General features: G+C 61.1%; 23 protein-coding genes and 1 pseudogene. 17 read left to right on the plus strand and 7 right to left on the minus strand.

Annotated elements, in window-relative coordinates; genetic code table 11:
• The first annotated feature begins 78 nt into the window (after positions 1-78).
• From NL123_RS04980 to NL123_RS05000, 5 genes are all read left to right on the plus strand, one after another.
• Positions 79-843 (plus strand): sulfite exporter TauE/SafE family protein, encoded by a 765-nt coding sequence (locus tag NL123_RS04980; RefSeq protein ID WP_248484472.1) that lies wholly within the window; start codon positions 79-81, stop codon positions 841-843.
• Between the two features lie 117 nt (positions 844-960).
• On the plus strand, positions 961-1,551 hold the full coding sequence (gene mdaB, locus NL123_RS04985; RefSeq protein ID WP_071496364.1) for an NADPH:quinone oxidoreductase MdaB: 591 nt from the start codon (positions 961-963) through the stop codon (positions 1,549-1,551).
• Between the two features lie 30 nt (positions 1,552-1,581).
• Positions 1,582-2,478: a LysR substrate-binding domain-containing protein gene (locus tag NL123_RS04990; RefSeq protein ID WP_494357333.1), complete on the plus strand. Its 897-nt coding sequence runs from the start codon at positions 1,582-1,584 to the stop codon at positions 2,476-2,478.
• 103 nt (positions 2,479-2,581) lie between these two features.
• Complete coding sequence (locus NL123_RS04995) at positions 2,582-3,475, plus strand: NAD-dependent epimerase/dehydratase family protein (RefSeq protein ID WP_494357334.1); 894 nt, start codon at positions 2,582-2,584, stop codon at positions 3,473-3,475.
• Positions 3,476-3,671: 196 nt separating this feature from the next.
• Complete coding sequence (locus NL123_RS05000; RefSeq protein ID WP_494357335.1) at positions 3,672-5,117, plus strand: SulP family inorganic anion transporter; 1,446 nt, start codon at positions 3,672-3,674, stop codon at positions 5,115-5,117.
• Positions 5,118-5,121: 4 nt separating this feature from the next.
• Here the strand turns inward: NL123_RS05000 and NL123_RS05005 are convergent, their stop codons facing one another.
• Complete coding sequence (locus NL123_RS05005; protein WP_494357336.1) at positions 5,122-5,502, minus strand: lysozyme inhibitor LprI family protein; 381 nt, start codon at positions 5,500-5,502, stop codon at positions 5,122-5,124.
• Between the two features lie 247 nt (positions 5,503-5,749).
• On the opposite strand from NL123_RS05005, the gene NL123_RS05010 reads away from it, so the two are divergent.
• From NL123_RS05010 to NL123_RS05025, 4 genes are read left to right on the plus strand one after another with little or no spacing between them, the layout of a single operon-like run.
• Entirely contained in the window at positions 5,750-7,099 is a 1,350-nt protein-coding gene (locus tag NL123_RS05010) for a GntT/GntP/DsdX family permease (protein ID WP_248484454.1), read from the plus strand.
• A 12-nt stretch (positions 7,100-7,111) separates the two neighbouring features.
• Positions 7,112-7,972, plus strand: a complete 861-nt coding sequence (locus NL123_RS05015; RefSeq protein ID WP_494357337.1) for a MurR/RpiR family transcriptional regulator — start codon at positions 7,112-7,114, stop codon at positions 7,970-7,972.
• 1 nt (position 7,973) lies between these two features.
• Positions 7,974-9,437: an N-acyl-D-amino-acid deacylase family protein gene (locus NL123_RS05020; protein ID WP_494357338.1), complete on the plus strand. Its 1,464-nt coding sequence runs from the start codon at positions 7,974-7,976 to the stop codon at positions 9,435-9,437.
• A gap of 29 nt (positions 9,438-9,466) precedes the next feature.
• Positions 9,467-9,835, plus strand: a complete 369-nt coding sequence (locus NL123_RS05025) for a glyoxalase superfamily protein (RefSeq protein WP_248484448.1) — start codon at positions 9,467-9,469, stop codon at positions 9,833-9,835.
• A gap of 327 nt (positions 9,836-10,162) precedes the next feature.
• Here NL123_RS05025 and NL123_RS05030 read toward each other — a convergent pair whose 3' ends face one another.
• A complete protein-coding gene (locus NL123_RS05030; protein WP_370636473.1) occupies positions 10,163-11,026 on the minus strand; it encodes a methyl-accepting chemotaxis protein in 864 nt (287 codons plus the stop codon).
• A gap of 39 nt (positions 11,027-11,065) precedes the next feature.
• Positions 11,066-12,082: pseudogene (locus NL123_RS05035) on the minus strand (methyl-accepting chemotaxis protein); the annotation flags it as partial.
• Between the two features lie 267 nt (positions 12,083-12,349).
• On the opposite strand from NL123_RS05035, the gene bamJ reads away from it, so the two are divergent.
• A complete protein-coding gene (gene bamJ, locus NL123_RS05040) occupies positions 12,350-12,967 on the plus strand; it encodes a BamJ family beta-barrel-assembly machinery protein (RefSeq protein ID WP_003176055.1) in 618 nt (205 codons plus the stop codon).
• A 60-nt stretch (positions 12,968-13,027) separates the two neighbouring features.
• Here the strand turns inward: bamJ and NL123_RS05045 are convergent, their stop codons facing one another.
• The 3 genes from NL123_RS05045 to NL123_RS05055 all read right to left on the minus strand — a co-directional run bounded on the left by NL123_RS05045 (position 13,028) and on the right by NL123_RS05055 (position 14,871).
• A complete protein-coding gene (locus NL123_RS05045) occupies positions 13,028-13,285 on the minus strand; it encodes a PA4570 family protein (RefSeq protein WP_056858344.1) in 258 nt (85 codons plus the stop codon).
• A gap of 161 nt (positions 13,286-13,446) precedes the next feature.
• A complete protein-coding gene (locus NL123_RS05050) occupies positions 13,447-13,788 on the minus strand; it encodes a zinc ribbon domain-containing protein YjdM (protein ID WP_058425716.1) in 342 nt (113 codons plus the stop codon).
• A gap of 114 nt (positions 13,789-13,902) precedes the next feature.
• The gene (locus NL123_RS05055; RefSeq protein ID WP_058425717.1) at positions 13,903-14,871 is read right to left on the minus strand and encodes a polyprenyl synthetase family protein; all 969 of its coding nucleotides are present in this window, start codon (positions 14,869-14,871) and stop codon (positions 13,903-13,905) included.
• Between the two features lie 239 nt (positions 14,872-15,110).
• Here NL123_RS05055 and rplU point away from each other — a divergent pair, with 239 nt between their 5' ends.
• The 7 genes from rplU (at position 15,111) to NL123_RS05090 (ending at position 20,697) form a co-directional block, all read left to right on the plus strand.
• Positions 15,111-15,425, plus strand: coding sequence for a 50S ribosomal protein L21 (gene rplU / locus NL123_RS05060; protein WP_007950961.1), 315 nt, complete (start codon positions 15,111-15,113; stop codon positions 15,423-15,425).
• Positions 15,426-15,459: 34 nt separating this feature from the next.
• Positions 15,460-15,717, plus strand: coding sequence for a 50S ribosomal protein L27 (gene rpmA, locus NL123_RS05065; RefSeq protein WP_003176049.1), 258 nt, complete (start codon positions 15,460-15,462; stop codon positions 15,715-15,717).
• 193 nt (positions 15,718-15,910) lie between these two features.
• On the plus strand, positions 15,911-17,134 hold the full coding sequence (gene cgtA, locus NL123_RS05070; RefSeq protein WP_176996947.1) for an Obg family GTPase CgtA: 1,224 nt from the start codon (positions 15,911-15,913) through the stop codon (positions 17,132-17,134).
• Positions 17,135-17,245: 111 nt separating this feature from the next.
• Complete coding sequence (gene proB, locus NL123_RS05075) at positions 17,246-18,364, plus strand: glutamate 5-kinase (protein WP_248488261.1); 1,119 nt, start codon at positions 17,246-17,248, stop codon at positions 18,362-18,364.
• Between the two features lie 16 nt (positions 18,365-18,380).
• Positions 18,381-18,845, plus strand: coding sequence for a CreA family protein (locus NL123_RS05080; RefSeq protein ID WP_015885841.1), 465 nt, complete (start codon positions 18,381-18,383; stop codon positions 18,843-18,845).
• A gap of 101 nt (positions 18,846-18,946) precedes the next feature.
• Entirely contained in the window at positions 18,947-19,429 is a 483-nt protein-coding gene (locus NL123_RS05085; protein ID WP_071489177.1) for a glutathione peroxidase, read from the plus strand.
• Positions 19,430-19,593: 164 nt separating this feature from the next.
• Positions 19,594-20,697 (plus strand): NADH:flavin oxidoreductase, encoded by a 1,104-nt coding sequence (locus tag NL123_RS05090; RefSeq protein WP_494357339.1) that lies wholly within the window; start codon positions 19,594-19,596, stop codon positions 20,695-20,697.
• Here NL123_RS05090 and NL123_RS05095 read toward each other — a convergent pair.
• The gene (locus NL123_RS05095) at positions 20,666-21,868 is read right to left on the minus strand and encodes a glycosyltransferase family 4 protein (RefSeq protein WP_494357340.1); all 1,203 of its coding nucleotides are present in this window, start codon (positions 21,866-21,868) and stop codon (positions 20,666-20,668) included. The genes NL123_RS05090 and NL123_RS05095 overlap by 32 nt on opposite strands.
• Positions 21,869-21,915 lie beyond the last annotated feature (47 nt).

A 21,915-nucleotide genomic window follows, 5' to 3' on the forward strand; every position in this document is an offset into this window, starting at 1 on the left:
CCAGCCTCTGTAAAAACAAGAGTCTGCCTCAGTATATGGCGAATTTTCGACCTCATCGAAAAACCGCACAATCACTCCATGAATACCTTCCTCGCGTTCTACCAAAATATCGGCCCCGCCCTGACACTGCTGGTGATCGGCACCTTCATGCTCGCCGGCACCGTCAAGGGTGTGATTGGCCTGGGCTTGCCGACAGTCTCCATGGGCTTGCTCGGCCTGGCTATGCTGCCGACGCAGGCTGCGGCGTTGCTGATCATCCCTTCGACGATCACCAACCTGTGGCAACTGGCGTCCGGTGGTCATTTGAGTGCGTTGCTCAGGCGCTTGTGGCCGATGCTGCTGCTGATCTTCCTGGGCACTGGGCTGGGCACGTTGTGGCTGGGCATGAGCGGGGGAAGCTGGGTGGGCCATGCGTTGGGCGGGGCGTTGCTGGTGTATGCGCTGAGCGGTTTGTTCCTGCCGACGTTCAACGTAAATCCTGCGACTGAACGTTGGCTGGGCCCCGTGTGCGGGGTGATCACCGGCATCATCACCTCGGCGACCGGTGTGTTCGTGATTCCCGCCGTGCCCTATCTGCAAGCCCTGGGCCTGAACCGTGATCAGTTGGTGCAGGCGCTGGGGCTGTCGTTCACTGTTTCCACCCTGGCATTGGCCGCAGGGCTGGCCTGGCGCGGCACGCTCGGTGGCGGTGAAATCAACGCGTCGTTGCTGGCGCTGGTGCCGGCGCTATTGGGCATGTGGTTGGGTCAGGTAGTGCGTCAGCGCATCAGTGCGGTGTTGTTCAAGCGCGTATTTTTCATCGGCATGGCATTGCTGGGCGCCCATCTGCTGATCAGTGGTTAACAATGCGCAGGTGATTCGTGCTTTTTGGTCAAATGTATTTTGCCTCACCGCTGCTTATTCCGAGGGGGCAATGTCGATAGCCTGCCGGCAGACATTGTTAACCCCTCTGGATACCCCATGAAAAAAGTCCTCTTGCTCAACGGCGGCAAAAAGTTCGCTCACTCCGATGGCCGCTACAACACTACCCTGCATGACACCGCTGTGGCGGCGTTGGATCGTGCTGGCATCGACGTCAAGGTCACCCACATCGACGAAGGCTACGACGTGGCCGAAGAAGTCGGCAAATTCCTCTGGGCCGATGTGATCATCTACCAGATGCCCGGCTGGTGGATGGGTGCACCGTGGATCGTCAAGAAGTACATCGACGAAGTCTTCACCGAAGGCCACGGCAGCCTGTACGCCAGCGACGGCCGCACCCGCTCCGATGCCTCACAGAAATACGGCAGCGGCGGCCTGATCCACGGCAAACAGTACATGCTCTCGCTGACCTGGAACGCGCCGCAGCAAGCCTTCGACGACCCGACCGACTTCTTCGAAGCCAAGGGCGTGGACGCGGTGTATTTCCCGTTCCACAAGGCCAACGAGTTCCTCGGCATGACCGGCCTGCCCACGTTCCTGTGCGTGGACGTGATGAAACGCCCGGCCATCGAAGCTGACGTGGCGCGCTACGAGCAGCATCTGGCGCAGGTGTTCAAATTCTCGGTGTAAGCTGCGCTGAACCGATAACGAGGAGCGCCTGTGAAAGCCCGGTCCGATGAGCTGCAGATCTTCGTCAGCGTGATTGAATGTGGTTCGATTTCCGCCGCCGCCGAGCAAGTCGGGCAGACGCCCTCGGCTGTCAGCCGCACCTTGTCGCGCCTGGAAGCCAAGCTCGACACCACGCTGATCAACCGCACCACGCGGCGCATGGACCTGACCGAAGAGGGCAAGTACTTCTTCGAGCAGGCCAAGGTGATCCTGGCGCAGATGGAAGAGCTGGAAGAGCGCCTGTCATCACGCCAGCAGAAACCGGCGGGGCGCCTGCGCGTCAACGCTGCCGTGCCGTTCATGCTGCATGGGATCGTGCCGTACATCGCCGAGTTTCGTAGCCTCTACCCGGATATCCAGTTGGAGTTGAACAGCGATGACGTGATCATCGACCTGCTGGAACAGAGCACCGATATCGCCATTCGCATCGGCGCCCTGGCTGACTCGACCCTGCACGCGCGATCTCTTGGCTGTACGCCGCTGCATATCCTCGCCAGCCCCGGCTACCTCAAGCAATACGGCACGCCCACCACGGTGGCCGAGCTGGCCGATCACACGCTGTTGGGGTTCACCCAGACCGAAACCCTCAACCACTGGCCGCTGCGCCATGTGGAGGGCGATCGCTGGCTGATCCAGCCCGGCGTGGCCGCGTCCAGCGGCGAAACCGTGCGCCAGTTGGCGCTGGAGGGGCAGGGCATCTGCTGCCTGTCGAACTTCATGACCATTGACGATATCGAGGCCGGGCGCCTGGTGCCGGTGCTGGAGGCGTTCAACAGCGGGTATCGCCAGCCGATCCACGCAGTGTTCTACCGCAACTCGCAGCTGGCGTTGCGTATCCAGTGTTTCCTGGACTTTATCCAGGCCAAGCTGGCGCGGTATGCCTGCTGATTCGTGACCTGAGCGCAAGAGTGAATTGGGCGCCAGGGGCTTATTCGTCAGGGATGAGGCCTTGATACTGGGTCCATCACTTACCCAGCCAGGAGAGTCTTCCATGAACGTATTCATTACCGGCGCAGCAGGTTTTATCGGCGGTTCCATCGCGACCGGCCTGGTCAAGGCCGGCCACACCGTTACCGGCCTGGTGCGCAGCGCCGAGCAGGCTGCCGAGATGACCGCACTGGGCATCAACCCGGTGATCGGCACCCTGGATGACGCGGCTGTATTGACCGAGCAAGCGCAACAGGCCGACGCGGTGATCAACGCCGCCAGCAGCGACCACCGTGCTGCCGTGGAAACTCTGCTCGCCGCTTTGAAGGGCTCGAACAAGGCGTTCCTGCACACCAGCGGTTCGAGCATTGTCGGGGATGCATCGGGCGGCAAGGCCAGCGATGTCATCTACTTCGAAGACAACCTGCCAGAGCCGACCGTCGACAAGGCCGCTCGTGTGGCCATCGACAATCTGATTCTGGCGGCTGCCAAAGACGGCGTGAACTCGGCGGTGATCTGCAACACCTTGATCTACGGCCACAGCCTGGGCGTGAAGCGCGACAGCGTGCAATTGCCGCGTCTGCTCAAGCAGGCACGCAAGAGTGGCGTAGTACGCCATGTGGGCACCGGGCAGAACATCTGGTCCAACGTGCACATTGAGGACGTTGTGGCGCTGTACCTGCTGGCGCTGACCAAGAACGTGCCGGGTACGTTCTACTTCGTGGAAAGCGGCGAGGCCGCGTTTATCGACATGACCACCGCCATCGCCGAAGCGCTGAAGCTGGGCAAACCGCAGGATTGGCCATTGGCCGAGGCTGAAGCCGAGTGGGGCTATGAAATGGCCAACTATGGCTTGGGCTCCAACAGCCGGGTGCGCGGTAAGCAGGCCCGTGAACTGCTGGGTTGGGCGCCGAAGCGTACGTCGGTGGTGGAGTGGATTCGCCACGAAATGGTGTGAGTTTCACTTGATCCCCAGGGTGTTGCTATCGGGGGCAAGCCCCCTCCCACAGTTGACCGAGTTCCAACTATGGAGTGCAGTCTAGTGTGGGAGGGGGCTTGCCCCCGATTGGCACGACTCGGTCTTCGAGACTAGCTCCATCTCCCTCAATTCCGTACCATTCCCCGCCTTATCCCCCGCATTACCCTGGTACTTCATGAACCTCACCCGTCTGCGCGCCGATGCCCTGGCCGGCCTCACCACGTCTTTTGCGCTGCTGCCTGAATGCATCGCCTTTGCCCTGGTGGCTCACCTCAACCCGCTGATGGGGCTCTACGGCGCTTTCATCATCTGCACCCTCACCGCATTGTTCGGCGGCCGGCCCGGCATGGTGTCCGGTGCGGCCGGCTCGATGGCGGTGGTGATCGTCGCCCTGGTGGTGCAACACGGTGTGGAGTATCTGCTGGCGACGGTGTTGCTGGGCGGGCTGATCATGGTCGCCTTCGGCCTGCTGCGCCTGGGCAAGCTGGTGCGCATGGTGCCGCACCCGGTGATGCTGGGCTTCGTCAACGGCCTGGCGATCATCATTGCCCTGGCACAGTTGGAGCATTTCAAAAGCGGTGAAACCTGGCTCAGCGGCACGCCGCTGTACGTGATGACCGGCCTGGTGCTGGTGACCATGGCCATCGTCTACCTGCTGCCGCGCATCACCCGCGCCGTGCCGCCTGCGTTGGTGGCGATCCTCGGCGTGGGGCTGGCGGTGTACCTGCTCGGTCTGCCCACCCGCACCCTTGGCGACATGGCCCACATTGCGGGCGGCCTGCCGACTTTCGCGCTGCCGCAGATACCGTGGACCGTGGAAACCCTCGGCATTATTGCGCCCTACGCGTTCCTGATGGCCATGGTCGGCCTGCTGGAAACCCTGCTCACCCTCAACCTCACCGACGAAATCACCGAGACCCGCGGCTACCCCGACCGCGAGAGCGTTGCCCTCGGCGCGGCGAACATGGTCTCCGGCCTGTTCGGCGGCATGGGCGGCTGCGCGATGATCGGGCAGACCGTGATCAACCTCAGCTCCGGCGGGCGCGGGCGTTTGTCCGGGGTGTTTGCCGGGGTGATGATTCTGTTGTTCATCCTGTTCCTGTCGCCGTTCATTGAGCGCATTCCGCTGGCGGCGCTGGTGGGCGTGATGTTCGTGGTGTCCCAGCAGACTTTCGCCTGGGCCTCCTTGCGGGTGATCAACAAGGTGCCGCTCAATGATGTGCTGGTGATTCTGGCGGTAACGGTGATCACGGTGTTCACCGACCTGGCCACGGCGGTGCTGTGCGGGATCGTGATTGCGGCGTTGAATTTCGCCTGGCAGCAAGCGCGCGAGCTATATGCCGATGAGCATCTGGAGGCCGATGGCAGCAAGCTCTATCGCCTGCATGGCACGTTGTTCTTCGCCTCGACCACGCCGTTTTTGAACCAGTTCGACCCGTCCAACGACCCGGCCCAGGTGACGCTGGATTGCCGTCACCTGAGCTTTGTCGACTACTCGGCGATTGCCGCGTTGATGACCTTGCGCGAGCGCTACAGCAAGGCCGGCAAGCACCTGCGGGTGCTGCATCTGTCGGAGCGTTGCAAGAAGCTGCTCAAGCGCGCCAGGGTTCACCACGACTGACTGATTACGGCCCGACCAGATCTTCGAGTTCCTGCGCGCGGGTCTGGGTCATGTCCAGTACGCAGCCGGAACCGTTGACCCGGTCGATGCTGCCGCCGGTGGCGGAACCGGCGAAGGCGCAATTGGCGTCACGGTATTTTATCCACAGGCGCTGCACGTCTTGCAGTTGCTGCTTGCGCGGGCCTTCCTGGGCGGCGAGGGCGGTCTTGTAGGCGCGGTTCAGGCGTGCGTCCTGCACCTTGGCTTCGTTGGCGTTGCACGTAACCATGTCGGCGGTGGTGTTGGCGCTGTCCATGCACTTCTTCAGCGCTGGGTTGTCGGCGGCCGAAGCGGTGCCGCACAGGGCGAGGAGCAGGGCGCTGGCGGCGAAGGCTGTGCGAATCATGGTCGATTTCCTGATGATGAAGGGTTGCGCATTCTAAGACTCAACGGCTGCGCTTGAGTTTCCGGCATCCTCCGATCTTCATGTAAGAACACCCCTCGAATTTTCATTCACGCCTGTCGGGCGTATCCCAACGCGACAGCGCTTACCTGTGGGCGAAAGTTACTTTCATAAAAATTGAAAATAATCCTCGGTAATGATTTATGAGTTTCACAACCAATTCGACGTGACCCTTTCCGAGGAGTACCGCATGGCCGCATCACCGGGCTTCGGGCTGTTGGCATACGCTGCCATCGCCATCATTGCTTTGATCGTGCTGATTGCACGTTACCGACTCAACCCGTTTATCGTCATCACCCTGGTGTCCATCGGCCTGGCGCTGATGGCCGGGATGCCGGCGGACACCATCATGGGTTCCTACGAGGCGGGTGTCGGCAAAACCTTGGGGCATATCGCCCTGGTGGTGGCGTTGGGCACCATGCTCGGCAAGATGATGGCCGAGTCCGGCGGTGCCGAGCAGGTGGCGCGCACGCTGATCAACCGGTTTGGCGAACGTAACGCGCATTGGGCGATGGTGTGCATCGCTTTCCTGGTGGGGCTGCCGCTGTTTTTCGAGGTCGGTTTTGTGTTGTTGGTGCCGATCGCCTTTACCGTGGCGCGCAGGGTCGGCGTGTCGATCCTGATGGTCGGGCTGCCGATGGTCGCCGGTCTGTCGGTGGTGCATGCGTTGGTGCCGCCGCACCCGGCGGCGATGATGGCGGTGCTGGCGTATAACGCGTCGGTGGGGCAGACCGTGCTGTATGCGATTCTGATCGGTATTCCTACGGCAATTATCGCCGGCCCGGTCTACGCCAAGTTCATCGTGCCGCGTATTCATCTGCCGGCGGAAAACCCGCTGGAACGCCAATTCATCGAGCGCGAACCGCGTACCCGTTTACCGAGCTTTTCCCTGACCATGGGCACCATCCTGTTGCCGGTGGTGCTGATGATGATCGGCGGCTGGGCCAACGTGATCTCTACGCCGGGCACCGGTTTTAACCAGTTCCTGCTGTTTATCGGCAACTCGGTGATCGCGCTGCTGGTGGCGACCCTGGTGAGCTTCTGGACCTTGGGGATTGCACAGGGCTTCAACCGTGAGTCGATCCTCAAGTTCACCAATGAATGCCTGGCGCCGACCGCGAGCATCACCTTGCTGGTGGGCGCGGGCGGCGGGTTGAATCGCATCTTGGTGGACGCCGGTGTCACTAACGAAATTCTCGGCCTGGCCCATGCCTTCCACCTGTCGCCGTTGGTGATGGGCTGGTTGTTTGCCGCGCTGATGCGTATCGCCACAGGTTCGGCCACGGTGGCCATGACCACCGCGTCTGGAGTGGTAGCGCCCGTCGCCCTGGGCCTGGGTTATCCACACCCTGAGTTGCTGGTGCTGGCCACCGGCGCAGGTTCGGTGATCTTTTCCCATGTGAACGACGGCGGCTTCTGGCTGATCAAGGAATACTTCAATATGACGGTGATCCAGACCTTCAAGACCTGGACCGTGTTGGAGACGTTGATTTCGGTGGTCGCCTTCGGTCTGACTTATGGTCTGTCCTGTATTTTGTAACCCGGAGAGCCCATGGACATCCTCTACCAGATCCGCGCTCGCCAGGACGCCTTCAGCGCCGGCGAAGGGCGTATCGCCAAGCTGATGCTGGATGACGTGGGGTTTGCCGCGTCGGCCAGCCTGGAGGAGTTGTCGCAACGGGCCGAGGTCAGTACGGCCACGTTGTCACGGTTTGCGCGCAGCGTGGGGTGTCGGGACTTGCGTGACCTGCGCCTGCAACTGGCCCAGGCCAGCGGCGTCGGCAGTCGCTTCCTCGACCCGGCGGGGTTGCCGGAACAGTCGGCGTTTCATCGGCAGATCCTGGGGGATATCGAGGCGACGTTGCGTCAGCATCTCTCCGGATTCAACCAGGCCAGTTTTGTCGATGCGGTCAGCCTGTTGGGCAAGGCGCGGATGATCCATGCGTTCGGCATGGGCGGCCCGTCGAGCCTGTGCAGCGATGAGTTGCAGGTGCGCCTGGTGCGCCTGGGCTATCCGATTGCGGCCTGCCATGACCCGGTGATGATGCGGGTCACGGCGGCGACGCTGGGGCCGGAGCATGCGCTGATTGTGTGCTCCCTGACCGGCCTTACCCCTGAGTTGCTCGACGTGGTGACCCTGGCGCGCAACTACGATGCGCGCATCGTCGCCATCACCCTGGCCGACTCGCCCTTGGCGCAGTTGGCGGATGTCTTGCTGCCGCTGCAGCCGGCCGAAACCAGTTTTATCTACAAGCCCACTGCGGCGCGCTACGGCATGCTGCTGGCCATCGACCTGCTCGCCACGGAGCTGGCACTGGCCTCGCCGGACGACAACCAGGAACGCCTGCGCCGGATCAAGCTGGCCCTGGACGATTATCGCGGCGGCCCTGACAGCCTGCCGCTTGGAGACTGATATGAAGTACGACACGCTGATTCGCCAGGCATTGATCATCGATGGCAGCAATACCCCAGGCTATGTGGCTGATGTGGGGGTGTGTGACGGGCGCATCGAGGCGATTGGTGATTTGTCGGCGTCTGTGGCCGAACATGAAATCGAAGCTGCGGGCCGTGTGCTGGCGCCGGGTTTTATCGACGTGCACACCCACGATGACACGGTGGTGATCCGCCATCCGCAGATGCTGCCCAAGCTCAGCCAGGGCGTGACCACGGTGATCGTCGGCAATTGTGGCATCAGTGCGTCGCCGGTGACGTTGCGCAGTGATCCGCCGGACCCGATGAACTTGTTGGGCAGCGCTGCGGCGTTTGTGTATCCGCGTTTCAGTGACTATCGAGCGGCGGTCGAACAGGCTCACCCGGCCGTCAACGTTGCCGCATTGATCGGTCACACGGCACTGCGCAGCAATCATATGCAAGACCTGCATCGTAGCGCTTCAGCGGACGAAATCGCCGCCATGCGCGTGCAGTTGCAAGAAAGTCTCGAAGCCGGAGCCCTGGGGTTATCCACAGGTCTGGCCTACGCCAGCGCGTTCAACGCCGAGACCGATGAGGTGCTGCAACTGAGTGAAGAACTGACGGCCTTCGGCGCGGTGTACACCACCCATTTGCGCAGCGAATTCGAGCCGGTGCTGGAGGCGATGGACGAGGCGTTTTTGATTGGCCGACATGCCCAGGCACCGGTGATCATTTCCCACCTCAAATGTGCCGGCGCCGGGAATTGGGGGCGTAGTCCGCAGTTGTTGGCATCGCTGGAGCGGGCGGCGAAAACCCACCCGGTGGGCTGTGATTGTTATCCCTATGCTGCGAGTTCTTCGACCCTGGACCTCAAGCAGGTGACCGATGCGTTTCGCATCACCATCACCTGGTCGACGCCGCACCCGGACATGGGGGGGCGTGATCTGCAGGACATTGCCGCTGAGTGGGATATTTCGCTGATGGACGCAGCGCGTCGCCTGCAACCGGCGGGGGCAGTGTATTACGGGATGGATGAGGCGGACGTACGGCGGATTCTCGCGCATCCGTTGTCGATGGTGGGGTCGGATGGGTTGCCAGAGGACCCGTTCCCGCACCCGCGTTTGTGGGGTGCGTTTCCACGGGTGCTGGGGCATTTCAGCCGGGATGTCGGGTTGTTCCCGTTGCACACTGCCGTGCACAAGATGACCGGCTTGTCGGCGGCGCGATTTGGCCTGGCCGAGCGCGGTGAAATCCGCGAAGGGCACTGGGCCGACCTGGTGCTGTTCGACCCTTTGCGCGTGCGCGATGTGGCGGACTTCAAGCAACCACAGCGGGCGGCGGAAGGCATTGATGGGGTGTGGGTCAACGGAGTGTTGAGCTACTGCGACGGGCAGGCGAACGGTCAGCGGCAGGGGCGTTTCCTGGCGCGCAGTGGGGATTTGCGTCGGGGATTTTCGTCTTTATAGTGGGCGCTCTTATGAACGGAGCGATTGCCATGCACTTAGGAAAAGTCACCCCCATCCTGCGGATTTTCGATGAGGCCAAGGCGTTGGAATTCTACGTCGACTTTTTGGGGTTCAAGGTGGATTGGCAGCATCGTTTTGAAGCGAGTTTTCCGTTGTACCTGCAAGTGTCGCTGGGTGAATGCGTGTTGCATTTGACTGAGCACCATGGCGATGCGTCGCCGGGCGCGGCGGTGCGGATTCAGGCCCAGGGGGTGGACGCGTATCAGCAGCAATTGGTGGGCAAGGATTATCGGTATGCCAAGCCAGGGGTTGAGGAAACGCCTTGGGGCGCGCGGGAGATGAGCATCAAGGACCCGTTTGGGAATCGGCTGGTGTTTGTTGAGGAAGGTGAGGGCTGAGGGGCAAATCGCAGGCAATAAAAAACCGCCTTGGTAGGGCGGTTTTTTTTGCAACACCAGTTAGTGGCTGGGGTTGCACTCTCAAAGGACGCAATCGACTCGCGTCCGAAGGCCCACGTGTTCCGGTAAGTGTGCTGGAGGTAAGGCCCAACTCACGGAGGGCCGAGTATGTCTAAGTTTGCCTGTGGCGAGGGAGCTTGCTCCCGTTGGGCTGCGTAGCAGCCCCAAGCATTCACTGCGCTCTCAACTTCAAATCTGCATCAACTTGATCAGGGCCGCTTCGCGCCCTAACGGGAGCAAGCTCCCTCGCCACAGGGACTGCGGCTTTTATACCCGGAAATGACTGACCATCTGCTGCAACTGACTGCCCAACCGCGCCAGTTCCACACTCGACTTGGCCGTCTCATCACTCGCCGTAGCGGTCTGCTCCGACACATCACGCACATTCACGATGCTGCGGCTGATCTCTTCAGCCACTGCGCTTTGCTGCTCGGCGGCGGCGGCGATCTGCTGGTTCATCGACTGGATATTCGACACGGTACGGGTGATGTTCTCCAGCGATACACCAGCTTTGCGCGTCAGCTCGACACTGCTGTCGGTGAGGCTGCGGCTGTTGTTCATCACGTTGGCCACTTGCTGGGTGCCGTTCTGCAAACCGGCGACCAGGCCTTCGATTTCCTCGGTGGATTTTTGCGTGCGCTGGGCCAGGCCACGTACTTCGTCGGCCACCACGGCAAACCCACGCCCGGCTTCACCGGCACGCGCCGCTTCGATCGCCGCGTTGAGGGCCAGCAGGTTGGTCTGTTCGGCCACGGCCTTGATCACGTCCATCACGCTGCCGATCTTGTTGCTCTCTTGTTGCAGATGGGTCATGGCGTCGGTGGAGCGCGCCACCTCAGCGGCCAGGCGTTCGATCTGGGCGATGGCCTCAGCGACCACTTTGTCGCCGGCACGGGCTTGGCCATCGGCGTCAGCAGCGGCCAGGGAGGCTTGCTCGGCATTACGCGCGACTTCCTGCACGGTGGCGGTCATTTCGTGCATCGCCGTGGCGACCTGGTCGGTCTCGATTTTCTGGCTGTTCACGCCGGCGCTGGTCTGCTCGGTGACGGCCGACAGTTCTTCGGCGGCGCTGGCGATCTGGGTCACGCCGTCGCGGATGCCGCTGATCAATTCGCGCAAGGTGGTGCCCATGCGCTGGATGCCTTGTTGCAGCACGCCCAGCTCATCGCGGCGGGTGATCTGGATGTTGTGGCTCAGGTCACCGGAAGCAATGCGCTCCACCACGGCCAGGGTTTCCTGGATCGGGCGGGTGATCTGGCGGGTGATCACCAAGGCAGCAATGATGCCGACCAGCAGGGCCAGCAAGGTGCTGATCAATTGCAGGCTGCGGGCCTGGGCGCTTTCGGCGTCACGGCGATCCAGCTGGATGTCGTACAGCTTGTCGCTGATCGTCACGATGTCGGCGCCCTGGGTGGTCATTTCGGCGCGGGCGGTGACGATGTTGGCATTGGCGGCTTTGTAATTCTGCACAGCCGTGCGGTAGGCGCCCAGGGCAGTTTCCAGCGCTGTCAGTGCGTTCTGCTGGCTGCTACCGAAGGCGGCGCTGAGGTCTTTCAAGCCCGCGATGGCTTTTTCAATCTGTGCGGCGGCACGGGCTTCGGTGTCCGGGTTGACGTTACCGGTGTACCCGCGAACTTCGTAGCGCGCCAATTGGAATTGCATCTTGGCGTCGGCCACGGCCTGGAACTGGGCCAGGTGCTCCGTGCTGTCAGGCATTTGCTTGACGCTGTTCTCCAGCGCATTGATCTGCGCATTGGCGATGTCGGCTTTGTCGCCCATTACTTGGCGAGAGGCGTTGCCGTTACGGTAGGCCTCACGCATTTTATTTAGCGACTGCTGGTAAGCGGTGATGATCGCTTTCTGCTCGTTGAGCAGCTTGACGTTCTCCGGGCTCTTGAAGCTGTCCAGCAGTTTCTGTTGCTGGGCAGCGAAGGCATCCAGGTTGGTCTGTACGTTCTGGGCCACGGCCTCGTCGCCGTTGGCGAGCATGTATTGCAGGCGCACGATGCGCAGCTTGGTCAGCGACGCGTTGAGCTGGGTGATGTCGCTCATCCAGTTGCTACGGTCGATCAGGCTGCCCAGGCTGGTCCAGCCAGTGAGGGCGAGGATCGAGGTGAGGACCAGCACCAGGCCGAAGCCCAGGCCGAGTTTGAGGTTGACGCTGATGTTACCGAACCAGCTGTTCATCGAATGCTCCGCAAAGGTGATGTCTGTCTGCTGGGCGGTGTTGTTGTTTGAGCCAGCCAAGATGTGTAGCGCTGTATCGGCGGGTGAGTGGGAATCTGAAACTTTTTATTCGTGAATAGATGAGCGCCCCCGCGAGTAACCGACTAACGGCGGCCCGCCGGCACGAGGCGCCAAGCTCATCGTGCGCGCCGGTTTTGTGCTAGTCTGCGGGCCCTTTTAGTTTTGGATGACACGGGAAACTGTGTCGCCCTACAGCGGAGCCTCTTCATGTCCGAAGTTAATCTGTCCACCGACGAAACCCGCGTCAGCTACGGTATCGGCCGTCAGTTGGGCGACCAACTGCGCGACAATCCGCCACCTGGTGTAAGCCTGGACGCAATCCTGGCCGGCCTGACCGACGCTTTCGCCGGCAAGCCAAGCCGTGTTGACCAGGAGCAAATGGCTGCCAGCTTCAAAGTGATCCGTGAAATCATGCAGGCCGAAGCGGCTGCAAAGGCTGAAGCTGCGGCGGGCGCTGGCCTGGCATTCCTGGCTGAAAACGCCAAGCGTGATGGCATCACCACCCTGGCCTCCGGCCTGCAGTTCGAAGTGCTGACCGCCGGTGATGGCGCCAAGCCAACCCGTGAAGACCAAGTGCGTACTCACTACCACGGCACCCTGATCGACGGCACTGTGTTCGACAGCTCCTACGAGCGCGGTCAGCCTGCAGAATTCCCGGTTGGCGGCGTGATCGCCGGCTGGACCGAAGCCCTGCAACTGATGAATGCCGGCAGCAAATGGCGTCTGTACGTGCCGAGCGAACTGGCTTACGGCGCTCAAGGCGTTGGCAGCATCCCGCCGCACAGCGTTCTGGTGTTCGACGTCGAGCTGCTCGACGTTCTGTAAGACCTGCTGATTACCTGTGGGAGCGAGCCTGCTCGTCCCCACAGTGTTTTGCGGGTGTGTTCATGGATGGAACTTGCCATTCAGCTCCGTCGCCGGGCGCAACGCTCGGGCATAGCAGAACAGAAACAGATTACGCACCACCTCCTTCAGCACTCCAGGTTCACTCGAACTCAGGCCATTCACGTCCAGGTCGCCCTGATCCTGCAGTTCACTCAGCGCTTCTTCTTCCAGTACCGCACAGACTTCACCGGTTTCCCGATGCAGGATCCGCAGGTAAGGGTGTGGGCGGTCCAGCCAGGCATCTATCAAATAAGTCATGGGTCGCATCTCCTTGATGGGTTTCAATGAGAATAATTCTTATTCGTAGAATAGCAAGTGCCTATTGGCGATTTCCGGGTTTTTCTGTGTGGATATTGCGAGAGGTCAACGCAGAGGGCGAAACGCCATCCCGCGGCGGGCGCGGGATGGGTGCAGCGGGTTCAGACTTTACGCACGAACTCGGACTTGAGCTTCATCGGGCCGATACCGTCGATCTTGCAATCGATATCGTGGTCACCGTCGCACAGGCGGATGTTCTTGACCTTGGTGCCGACCTTGACTACCAGGGAGGTGCCTTTGACCTTGAGGTCCTTGATCACGGTGATGGTGTCGCCGTCCTGCAGGACGTTGCCCACAGAGTCTTTCTTCACGGCTTCATCGCCGGCCGCTTCGGCCTCGCCAGTGGCGGACCACTCATGGGCGCATTCCGGGCAGATCAGCTGGGCGCCGTCTTCGTAGGTGTATTCGGAATTGCATTTCGGGCAGGGTGGCAACGTGCTCACTAAAGCTCCTTGAAAGTCAGGATGGCTAAAAGTCGCACATTATATAGGGATTTGTGGTCTTACAGGTTGTATGAAATCTAAATGTGGGAGGAGCCCCTCCCACATTCGTCCGCGTCAGTGCGTGCGGGCGACCGCAAACTCACTCAGCTCGACCAGGGCGTCCCGGTATTCGCTGGCTGGCAGGGCTTCCAGGCACTGGATGGCACGCGCCACGAAATCACGCGCCAGTTGCGCGGTGTAGTCCAGGGAACCCGACGCTTCGACAGCGGCGCGGATGGCTTCGAGGTCTTCGATACCACCTTTCTGGATCGCCTTGCGCACCAGGGCGGCCTGTTCCGGCGTACCTTCGCGCATGGTGTAGATCAGCGGCAAGGTCGGCTTGCCTTCGGCCAGGTCGTCACCGACGTTCTTGCCCAGGGTTTCGGCATCGCCACGGTAGTCGAGCAGGTCGTCCACCAGTTGGAACGCCACGCCCAGGTGATCGCCAAAGGTGCGCAGCGCTTCGGCCTGTTCGGCGGTGGCGTTGCACAAGGCTGCGGCGCTGTGGGTGGAGGCTTCGAAGAGCATCGCGGTCTTGCCGCGGATCACTTCCATGTAGGTTTCTTCGGTGGTGCTGGCGTCGCGGACCTTCGACAGTTGCAACACTTCGCCTTCGGCGATGATGCGCGTGGCCTGTGAAAGAATCTTCATCACCGGCATCGAGCCGAGTTCAACCATCATTTCGAACGAGCGCGAGTAAAGGAAATCGCCTACCAGTACGCTGGGGGCGTTGCCCCACATGGCATTGGCGGTCTCGCGGCCACGGCGCATACCGGACATGTCGACCACGTCGTCATGCAGCAGGGTGGCGGTGTGCAGGAATTCGATGGTGGCTGCCAGCAGGCGCAGGTCATCGCCTTCACGGCCCAGGGCCTTGCCGCACAGCAACACTAATAAAGGACGCAGGCGCTTACCGCCCGCCGACGTAATATAGTCGCCAATTTTGGAGACCAGCGGCACTTTAGAAGTCAGCTGCTTCTTGATGATGCCGTCGACGGCGCTAAAATCGTCCGCGACCGCGCGGTAGAAAGCTTGGGGTTGCATCAGCGACAGTCGCTCCAGAAGGGTTGCGCGGCATGCTAGGACCCAGGCCCCGTAGTGTCAAGGCGCGATAGACGGCCTCTTGCAACACCCCGTTGCCTTGCGTACAATCGCGCACCCTGAACTTCCTGGGCAGCACCTGCCTTACGCAATTGCATTCGGGACGTCCATCCCATGCAGCCATGCCAGCCAATACCTCTTCTTATAAAGCGCTGGGTGAGCAGGATTATCGGAGAAATACCATGTCGTACGCAGTAATTGTTACTGGTGGCAAGCAATACAAAGTCGCCCCAGGTGAATACCTGAAGATCGAAAAACTGGAAGTCGCTACCGGCGAATCCGTTACTTTTGATCGCGTTCTGTTGGTCGCCAATGGCGATGACGTGAACATCGGCGCTCCAGTTGTTGCTGGCGCTACCGTTGTGGCTGAAGTGATCTCCCAAGGTCGTCACGATAAAGTCCGCATCATCAAGTTCCGTCGTCGTAAGCACCACATGAAGCGTATGGGCCACCGCCAGTGGTACACCGAGATCAAAATCACCGGTATTCAGGCTTAATTTCAGCCTAATTCCTCACTAGGAGAATTGACTCATGGCACACAAAAAAGCTGGTGGTAGTACCCGTAACGGTCGCGACTCAGAAGCCAAACGCCTTGGCGTTAAGATGTATGGCGGCCAGAAAATCATTCCGGGCAACATCATCGTGCGTCAGCGCGGCACCCAATTCCACGCCGGTTACGGTGTAGGCATGGGTAAAGATCACACCCTCTTCGCGAAAATCGAAGGCGTGATCAAGTTTGAAGTAAAAGGCGCGTTCAACCGCCGTTACGTGAGCGTTGTCGCAGCTTAATTGCGAGATCGCTGGAAAAGCCCTGTCTTGCGACGGGGCTTTTTCGTTTGTGGGGTGAGTCTCTTGCAAAGCTGTTTGTAATGGGCTCAGGCGCTGGTTTTGCGGTCGCTGATTGAGGTCGCTGCGCTCATTTTTGCAAGAGTCTTATGTCTTGGTTTCTTAAGCTCGTCCAAGCGGCGAGAGGCGTTTTGTTATGAAGTTCGTTGATGAAGTTTCCATCCGAGTAAAAGCAGGCGACGGCGGTAACGGTTGCATGAGTTTCCGTCGCGAAAAATTCATCGAAAACGGTGGCCCCAACGGCGGTGACGGCGGTGACGGCGGTTCCATCTACATGATGGCCGACGAAAACCTCAACACCCTGGTCGACTACCGTTACACCCGGCACTTCGATGCCGAGCGTGGCTCCAACGGCGGCAGCACCGACTGCACCGGTAAAAAAGGTGAAGACCTGGTACTGCGCGTACCGGTCGGCACCACGATCATCGACTCCGCGACCCAGGAAGTAATCGGCGACCTGACCAAGGCCGGCCAGAAGCTGATGGTGGTGCAGGGCGGCTGGCACGGTCTGGGTAACACCCGATTCAAGTCCAGTACCAACCGTGCGCCACGCCAGACCACGCCAGGCAAGCCGGGTGAGCAGCGTGACCTCAAGCTGGAAATGAAAGTACTCGCCGACGTGGGCCTGCTGGGCCTGCCAAACGCCGGTAAAAGTACCTTCATCCGCTCGGTGTCGGCCGCCAAGCCGAAAGTCGCTGACTACCCGTTCACCACCCTGGTGCCGAACCTGGGTGTGGTCAGCGTCGATCGTTGGAAAAGCTTTGTGATCGCCGACATTCCCGGCCTGATCGAAGGTGCTTCCGATGGTGCAGGCCTGGGGATTCGCTTCCTCAAGCACTTGTCGCGTACCCGTTTGCTGTTGCACCTCGTGGACATGGCGCCGCTGGATGACACCAGTGCACCGGATGCCGCCGAAGTGATCGTCAGCGAACTGACCAAGTTCAGCCCGTCCCTGGCTGAGCGTGATCGTTGGCTGGTGCTGAACAAGTGCGACCAGATCCTCGAAGAAGAACACGAAGCGCGCGTCAAGGAAATCGTCGACCGCCTGGAATGGGAAGGCCCGGTCTACGTGATCTCTGCCATTGCCAAAGAAGGCACCGAGCGCCTGACCCGCGATATCATGCGCTACCTTGAAGACCGTGCCGACCGCCTGGCGGCCGACCCGGTGTTCAAGGCCGAACTGGCCGAACTCGACCAGCGCATCGAAGACGAAGCCCGCGCTCAACTGCAGGCTCTGGATGACCAGCGCGCCCTGCGCCGCAGCGGCGTGAAGTCGGTCCATGACATCGGCGACGACGATTGGGACGAAGAAGACGTGGATGATGAAGACGGTCCTGAAATCATTTACGTGCGCGACTGATTCGTTGCGATAAACTTGAACGCCGCTCCTTATAGAGCGGCGTTTTAGTATCCGGGTTTAACGTTATGGGCCGCGCTGGGTCGCGCTGCCCTCAATCTAAGGTTGAAGATGATGCGGAGCAAAGTGACAGGTGCGCAGCGCTGGGTCGTAAAGATCGGCAGTGCGTTGCTGACGGCGGATGGCAAGGGGCTGGATCGCGCAGCCATGGGCGTCTGGGTCGAGCAGATGGTGGCCTTGCATGAGGCTGGCGTGGAGTTGGTGCTGGTGTCGTCCGGGGCGGTTGCTGCCGGGATGAGCCGCCTCGGCTGGACCGCGCGACCCAGCGCGATGCACGAACTGCAAGCCGCCGCCGCCATTGGCCAGATGGGCCTGGTGCAAGCCTGGGAATCCAGCTTTGCCGAGCACGGTCGCCACACGGCGCAGATCCTGCTGACCCACGACGACCTGTCCGACCGCAAGCGCTACCTCAATGCCCGCAGCACCTTGCGCGCGCTGGTGGAGCTCAAGGTCATCCCGGTGATCAACGAAAACGACACCGTGGTCACTGACGAAATCCGCTTCGGCGACAACGACACCCTGGCCGCCCTGGTGGCCAACCTGGTGGAAGCCGACCTGCTGGTGATCCTCACCGACCGCGATGGCATGTTCGACGCCGACCCGCGCAACAATCCCGACGCTCAACTGATTTACGAAGCCCGTGCCGATGACCCGGCGCTGGACGCCGTGGCCGGCAGCGTTGGTGGTGCCCTGGGCCGTGGCGGCATGCAGACCAAGCTGCGCGCTGCGCGCCTGGCGGCGCGTTCCGGCGCCCACACCATCATCGTCGGTGGGCGCATAGAACGTGTGCTGGACCGACTCAAGGCCGGTGAACGCATCGGTACGCTGCTGTCACCGGAACGCGGCATGCTCGCGGCGCGCAAACAGTGGCTGGCCGGTCATCTGCAAACCCGTGGCACGCTGGTGCTGGACGAGGGTGCCGTGTCGGCGTTGTCTCAAGGCAACAAGAGCCTGCTGCCGGTGGGCGTCAAGTTGGTGCAGGGCAGCTTCCGCCGGGGCGAGATGGTGGTGTGCGTGGCGCCGGACGGTCGCGAGATTGCCCGTGGCCTGGCCAACTACAGCGCGCTGGAAGCCCAGAAAATTATTGGACAATCCTCCGATGCGATTGTCGGAGTATTGGGTTACATGGCTGAACCGGAACTGGTGCACCGCGATAACCTGATCCTGGTCTAACCATAGGAAGCACACGATGCGCGTGATGAAGGGATTGCTCGGCCTGCTGTTGGCCATGCCACTGCTGGCCTCTGCTGAAGAAATTGGCCAGGTGTCGACTGTGTTCAAGTTTGTCGGGCCCAACGACCGAATCGTTGTTGAAGCCTTTGACGACCCCAAGGTCGACGGCGTGACCTGCTACCTGTCACGCGCCAAGACCGGCGGTGTGAAAGGCGGCCTGGGCCTGGCCGAAGACCGCGCCGAAGCCTCGATCGCCTGCCGCCAGGTAGGCCCGATCCGCTTCAAGGGCGAACTCAAGGACGGCGACGAAGTGTTCAAGGAGCGCACCTCCCTGGTGTTCAAGACCATGCAGGTGGTGCGCTTCCTCGACAAGAAGCGCAACACCCTGGTGTACCTGGTCTACAGCGACCGCCTGATCGAAGGCAGCCCGCAGAACGCGGTGACGGCGATTCCGATTTTGCCCTGGCCTACCGCTCAGTAACTCGCAGGCGCGTTTTGCAATCGGCGTCTATGATTGCAGGCTTGCGAGTTGTAATCTCGAAGTGCCGCAATGCGAAGAACATGGGATATCTGGAGTTCGTCATGAGTGCTTTCCACGACCTGAAACTCAAAGCTTTGGACGGACAAGAGCTGCCGCTGGCGCCCTTCAAGGGGCAAGTGGTACTGGTGGTCAACGTGGCCTCCAAATGTGGCTTGACCCCGCAATACGCCGCGCTGGAGAACCTCTACCAGCAGTACAAGGACCAGGGGTTTACCGTGCTTGGTTTACCGTGCAATCAGTTTGCTGGCCAGGAGCCAGGGACAGAAGAAGAGATCCAGGAGTTCTGCAGCCTGAATTACGGGGTGACATTCCCTCTGGGCAGTAAGCTTGAGGTCAACGGTCCTGACCGTCACCAGTTGTACCGCCTGCTGGCAGGCGAGGGCGCAGAGTTTCCTGGGGATATCACCTGGAACTTCGAAAAATTCCTGCTGGGCAAGGATGGGCGAGTGCTCGCGCGCTTCTCCCCACGCACCGCACCGGATGACCCGACGATCGTCCAGGCCATCGAAAAAGCCCTCAGCTGAGCGCCGCAGTTGTAGTGAGCGGGCTCGTCCCGCGCTGGGCTGCGTAGCAGCCCCAACCGGCCATCACTTTTACCCCTTAATCACCCAGATCAATAGTGCTACCCAGCATGCTGCACTCCCCATATTATCCACATCATAAACCCCGTCTTCCGTGGAGTGCCCCCATGCCCGTCCAAGCCTTGTTCAAACCCTTCCAGCTCGGTGCATTGCAACTGTCGACCCGCGTCGTCATGGCGCCGATGACCCGCTCGTTCTCGCCGGGTGGCGTGCCCAACTCCAAAGTGATCGAGTACTACCGTCGCCGCGCCGCCGCCGGTGTGGGCTTGATCATCACTGAAGGCACAGTGGTCGGCCACCAGGCCTCCAACGGTTACCCCAATGTCCCGCACTTCTACGGTGAAGCCGCCCTGGCCGGCTGGAAGAAAGTGGTCGACGCGGTACACGCCGAAGGCGGCAAGATCGTCCCTCAGCTGTGGCACGTAGGTAGTGTGCGCCGTATCGGCACTGAACCTGACGCCAGCGTGCCGGCCTACGGCCCGATGGAAAAACTCAAGGATGGCAACGTCGTCGTGCATGGCATGACCCAGCAAGACATCAAGGATGTGATCAACGCCTTCGCCCAAGCCGCCAAGGATGCGCAGCGCATCGGCATGGACGGCGTGGAGATCCACGGCGCCCACGGCTATCTGGTCGATCAGTTCTTCTGGGAAGGCAGCAACCAGCGTACCGACGAATACGGCGGCAGCCTGGCCAACCGCTCACGCTTTGCCATTGAACTGATCCAGGCTACCCGCGCTGCGGTCGGCCCTGATTTCCCGATCATCTTCCGCTTTTCCCAGTGGAAACAGCAGGATTACACCGCGCGCCTGGTGCAAACCTCGCAAGCGCTGGGCGAGTTTCTCAAGCCGTTGTCTGATGCGGGTGTGGACATTTTCCACTGCTCCACTCGGCGTTTCTGGGAGCCGGAATTCGAAGGTTCCGACCTCAACCTGGCCGGCTGGACCCGTCAGCTCACCGGCAAGCCGACCATCACCGTGGGCAGCGTGGGCCTGGATGGCGAGTTCCTGCAGTTCATGGTCAACACCGACAAAGTCGCGCAACCGGCCAGCCTGGAGAAGCTGCTGGAGCGCTTGAACAACGACGAGTTTGATCTGGTCGCCGTGGGCCGTGCCCTGCTGGTGGACCCGGATTGGGCGTTGAAGGTGCGCGAGGGTCGCGAGGGCGACATCCTGCCTTTCAGTCGTGAGGCGTTGACGACCCTGGTGTAAGCGGCGACAGGGCGGGCACCGGATGCCCGTCCTTGCAAACCCCACGCAGCTGACGCTCGAACTGCTCGATAATCGCCGGCCAGCCCTGGCGGCTGGCGTGTTGGCGGGCATTCAGGCGCATGCGGCGCAAGCTTTCGGCGTCTTCCAGCAACCAGTTGGCTGCCTCGCAAAATGCGTTCTCATCCCCGGGCATCGCCAGCACGCCGTTGTAGCCGTGGCGGATATGCTGGGTTGCAGCGGCCTGGTCGTAGGCCACCACCCCCAACCCGGATGCCATCGCTTCCAACACCACGTTGCCGAAGGTTTCGGTGAGGCTGGGGAACAGGAACACATCGCCCGATGCGTAATGCCGCGCCAGTTCTTCACCGCGCAAGGTGCCGCAGAAGATTGCTTCCGGCAGCTCCTTTTCCAGCGCCGCGCGTTGTGGGCCATCGCCGACGATGATCAGTTTCATCTGGCGCATTGGGTAGGTGTCTTGCAACGTTTCGAAGCAGCGCTTTAGCAGGCCCAGGTTTTTCTCCTGCGCCAGCCTGCCCACGTAGAGCACGGCAGTCTGTTCGCTGTTCAATGCCCAGCTTTCCCGCAGCGCATTGTCACGTTTTGCGGGATGGAACAGTTGGCTGTCCACCCCACGTGACAACATTCCCAAGCGTTCGAAATGCCGGCGCTCGAGCTCCAGGCGCTGGCTGGCGCTGGGCACCAGGGTCAGGGTTGAGCGGTTATGAAACCAGCGTAGGTAGTGCGTGACCATCCGGCTCAGCATGCTCAAGCCGTATTGGTTCGAGTACTGCTGGAAGTTGGTGTGAAAGCCACTGACCACGCTGATCCCCAGGCGCCGGGCCGCACGCAGGGCAGACAAGCCCAAGGGGCCTTCAGTAGCGATGTACAGCACGTCCGGACGCTGACGCGTCCAGCGCCGCAGCAGCTTGTGCATCGACGACTGGCCCCACTGCAGGCCCGGATATCCCGGCAGCGGCCAGCCACGGCATAGCAGTAACGCGTCGTCGCTGGGGCGGCTCTGGTCGACGCCCTGGCGCGGGCGTACCAGCTCGACTTGATGGCCACGCGCCCGCAACCCCTCGCACAGGCGGCCAAGGGTATTGGCCACCCCGTTGATCTCTGGCGGGAAGGTTTCGGTGATAAGGGTGATGTGAAGCGAAGCTGTCGTCATGACCCACAGTGTCACCGTGGGCCATGTCGTCATTGTGTCATCGAGAT

The organism is Pseudomonas sp. FBCC-B1565, assembly GCF_059133265.1.

What these genes read in the sequence shown, in the direction of transcription:
- NL123_RS04980 (WP_248484472.1), top strand. Translation starts at nt 79, where the DNA reads ATGAATACCTTCCTCGCGTTCTACCAAAATATCGGCCCCGCCCTGACA.
- mdaB (WP_071496364.1), top strand. Translation starts at nt 961, where the DNA reads ATGAAAAAAGTCCTCTTGCTCAACGGCGGCAAAAAGTTCGCTCACTCC.
- NL123_RS04995 (WP_494357334.1), top strand. Translation starts at nt 2,582, where the DNA reads ATGAACGTATTCATTACCGGCGCAGCAGGTTTTATCGGCGGTTCCATC.
- NL123_RS05000 (WP_494357335.1), top strand. Translation starts at nt 3,672, where the DNA reads ATGAACCTCACCCGTCTGCGCGCCGATGCCCTGGCCGGCCTCACCACG.
- NL123_RS05005 (WP_494357336.1), bottom strand. Translation starts at nt 5,502, where the DNA reads ATGATTCGCACAGCCTTCGCCGCCAGCGCCCTGCTCCTCGCCCTGTGC.
- NL123_RS05010 (WP_248484454.1), top strand. Translation starts at nt 5,750, where the DNA reads ATGGCCGCATCACCGGGCTTCGGGCTGTTGGCATACGCTGCCATCGCC.
- NL123_RS05015 (WP_494357337.1), top strand. Translation starts at nt 7,112, where the DNA reads ATGGACATCCTCTACCAGATCCGCGCTCGCCAGGACGCCTTCAGCGCC.
- NL123_RS05020 (WP_494357338.1), top strand. Translation starts at nt 7,974, where the DNA reads ATGAAGTACGACACGCTGATTCGCCAGGCATTGATCATCGATGGCAGC.
- NL123_RS05025 (WP_248484448.1), top strand. Translation starts at nt 9,467, where the DNA reads ATGCACTTAGGAAAAGTCACCCCCATCCTGCGGATTTTCGATGAGGCC.
- NL123_RS05030 (WP_370636473.1), bottom strand. Translation starts at nt 11,026, where the DNA reads ATGGGCACCACCTTGCGCGAATTGATCAGCGGCATCCGCGACGGCGTG.
- bamJ (WP_003176055.1), top strand. Translation starts at nt 12,350, where the DNA reads ATGTCCGAAGTTAATCTGTCCACCGACGAAACCCGCGTCAGCTACGGT.
- NL123_RS05045 (WP_056858344.1), bottom strand. Translation starts at nt 13,285, where the DNA reads ATGACTTATTTGATAGATGCCTGGCTGGACCGCCCACACCCTTACCTG.
- NL123_RS05055 (WP_058425717.1), bottom strand. Translation starts at nt 14,871, where the DNA reads ATGCAACCCCAAGCTTTCTACCGCGCGGTCGCGGACGATTTTAGCGCC.
- rplU (WP_007950961.1), top strand. Translation starts at nt 15,111, where the DNA reads ATGTCGTACGCAGTAATTGTTACTGGTGGCAAGCAATACAAAGTCGCC.
- rpmA (WP_003176049.1), top strand. Translation starts at nt 15,460, where the DNA reads ATGGCACACAAAAAAGCTGGTGGTAGTACCCGTAACGGTCGCGACTCA.
- cgtA (WP_176996947.1), top strand. Translation starts at nt 15,911, where the DNA reads ATGAAGTTCGTTGATGAAGTTTCCATCCGAGTAAAAGCAGGCGACGGC.
- proB (WP_248488261.1), top strand. Translation starts at nt 17,246, where the DNA reads ATGCGGAGCAAAGTGACAGGTGCGCAGCGCTGGGTCGTAAAGATCGGC.
- NL123_RS05080 (WP_015885841.1), top strand. Translation starts at nt 18,381, where the DNA reads ATGCGCGTGATGAAGGGATTGCTCGGCCTGCTGTTGGCCATGCCACTG.
- NL123_RS05085 (WP_071489177.1), top strand. Translation starts at nt 18,947, where the DNA reads ATGAGTGCTTTCCACGACCTGAAACTCAAAGCTTTGGACGGACAAGAG.
- NL123_RS05090 (WP_494357339.1), top strand. Translation starts at nt 19,594, where the DNA reads ATGCCCGTCCAAGCCTTGTTCAAACCCTTCCAGCTCGGTGCATTGCAA.
- NL123_RS05095 (WP_494357340.1), bottom strand. Translation starts at nt 21,868, where the DNA reads ATGACGACAGCTTCGCTTCACATCACCCTTATCACCGAAACCTTCCCG.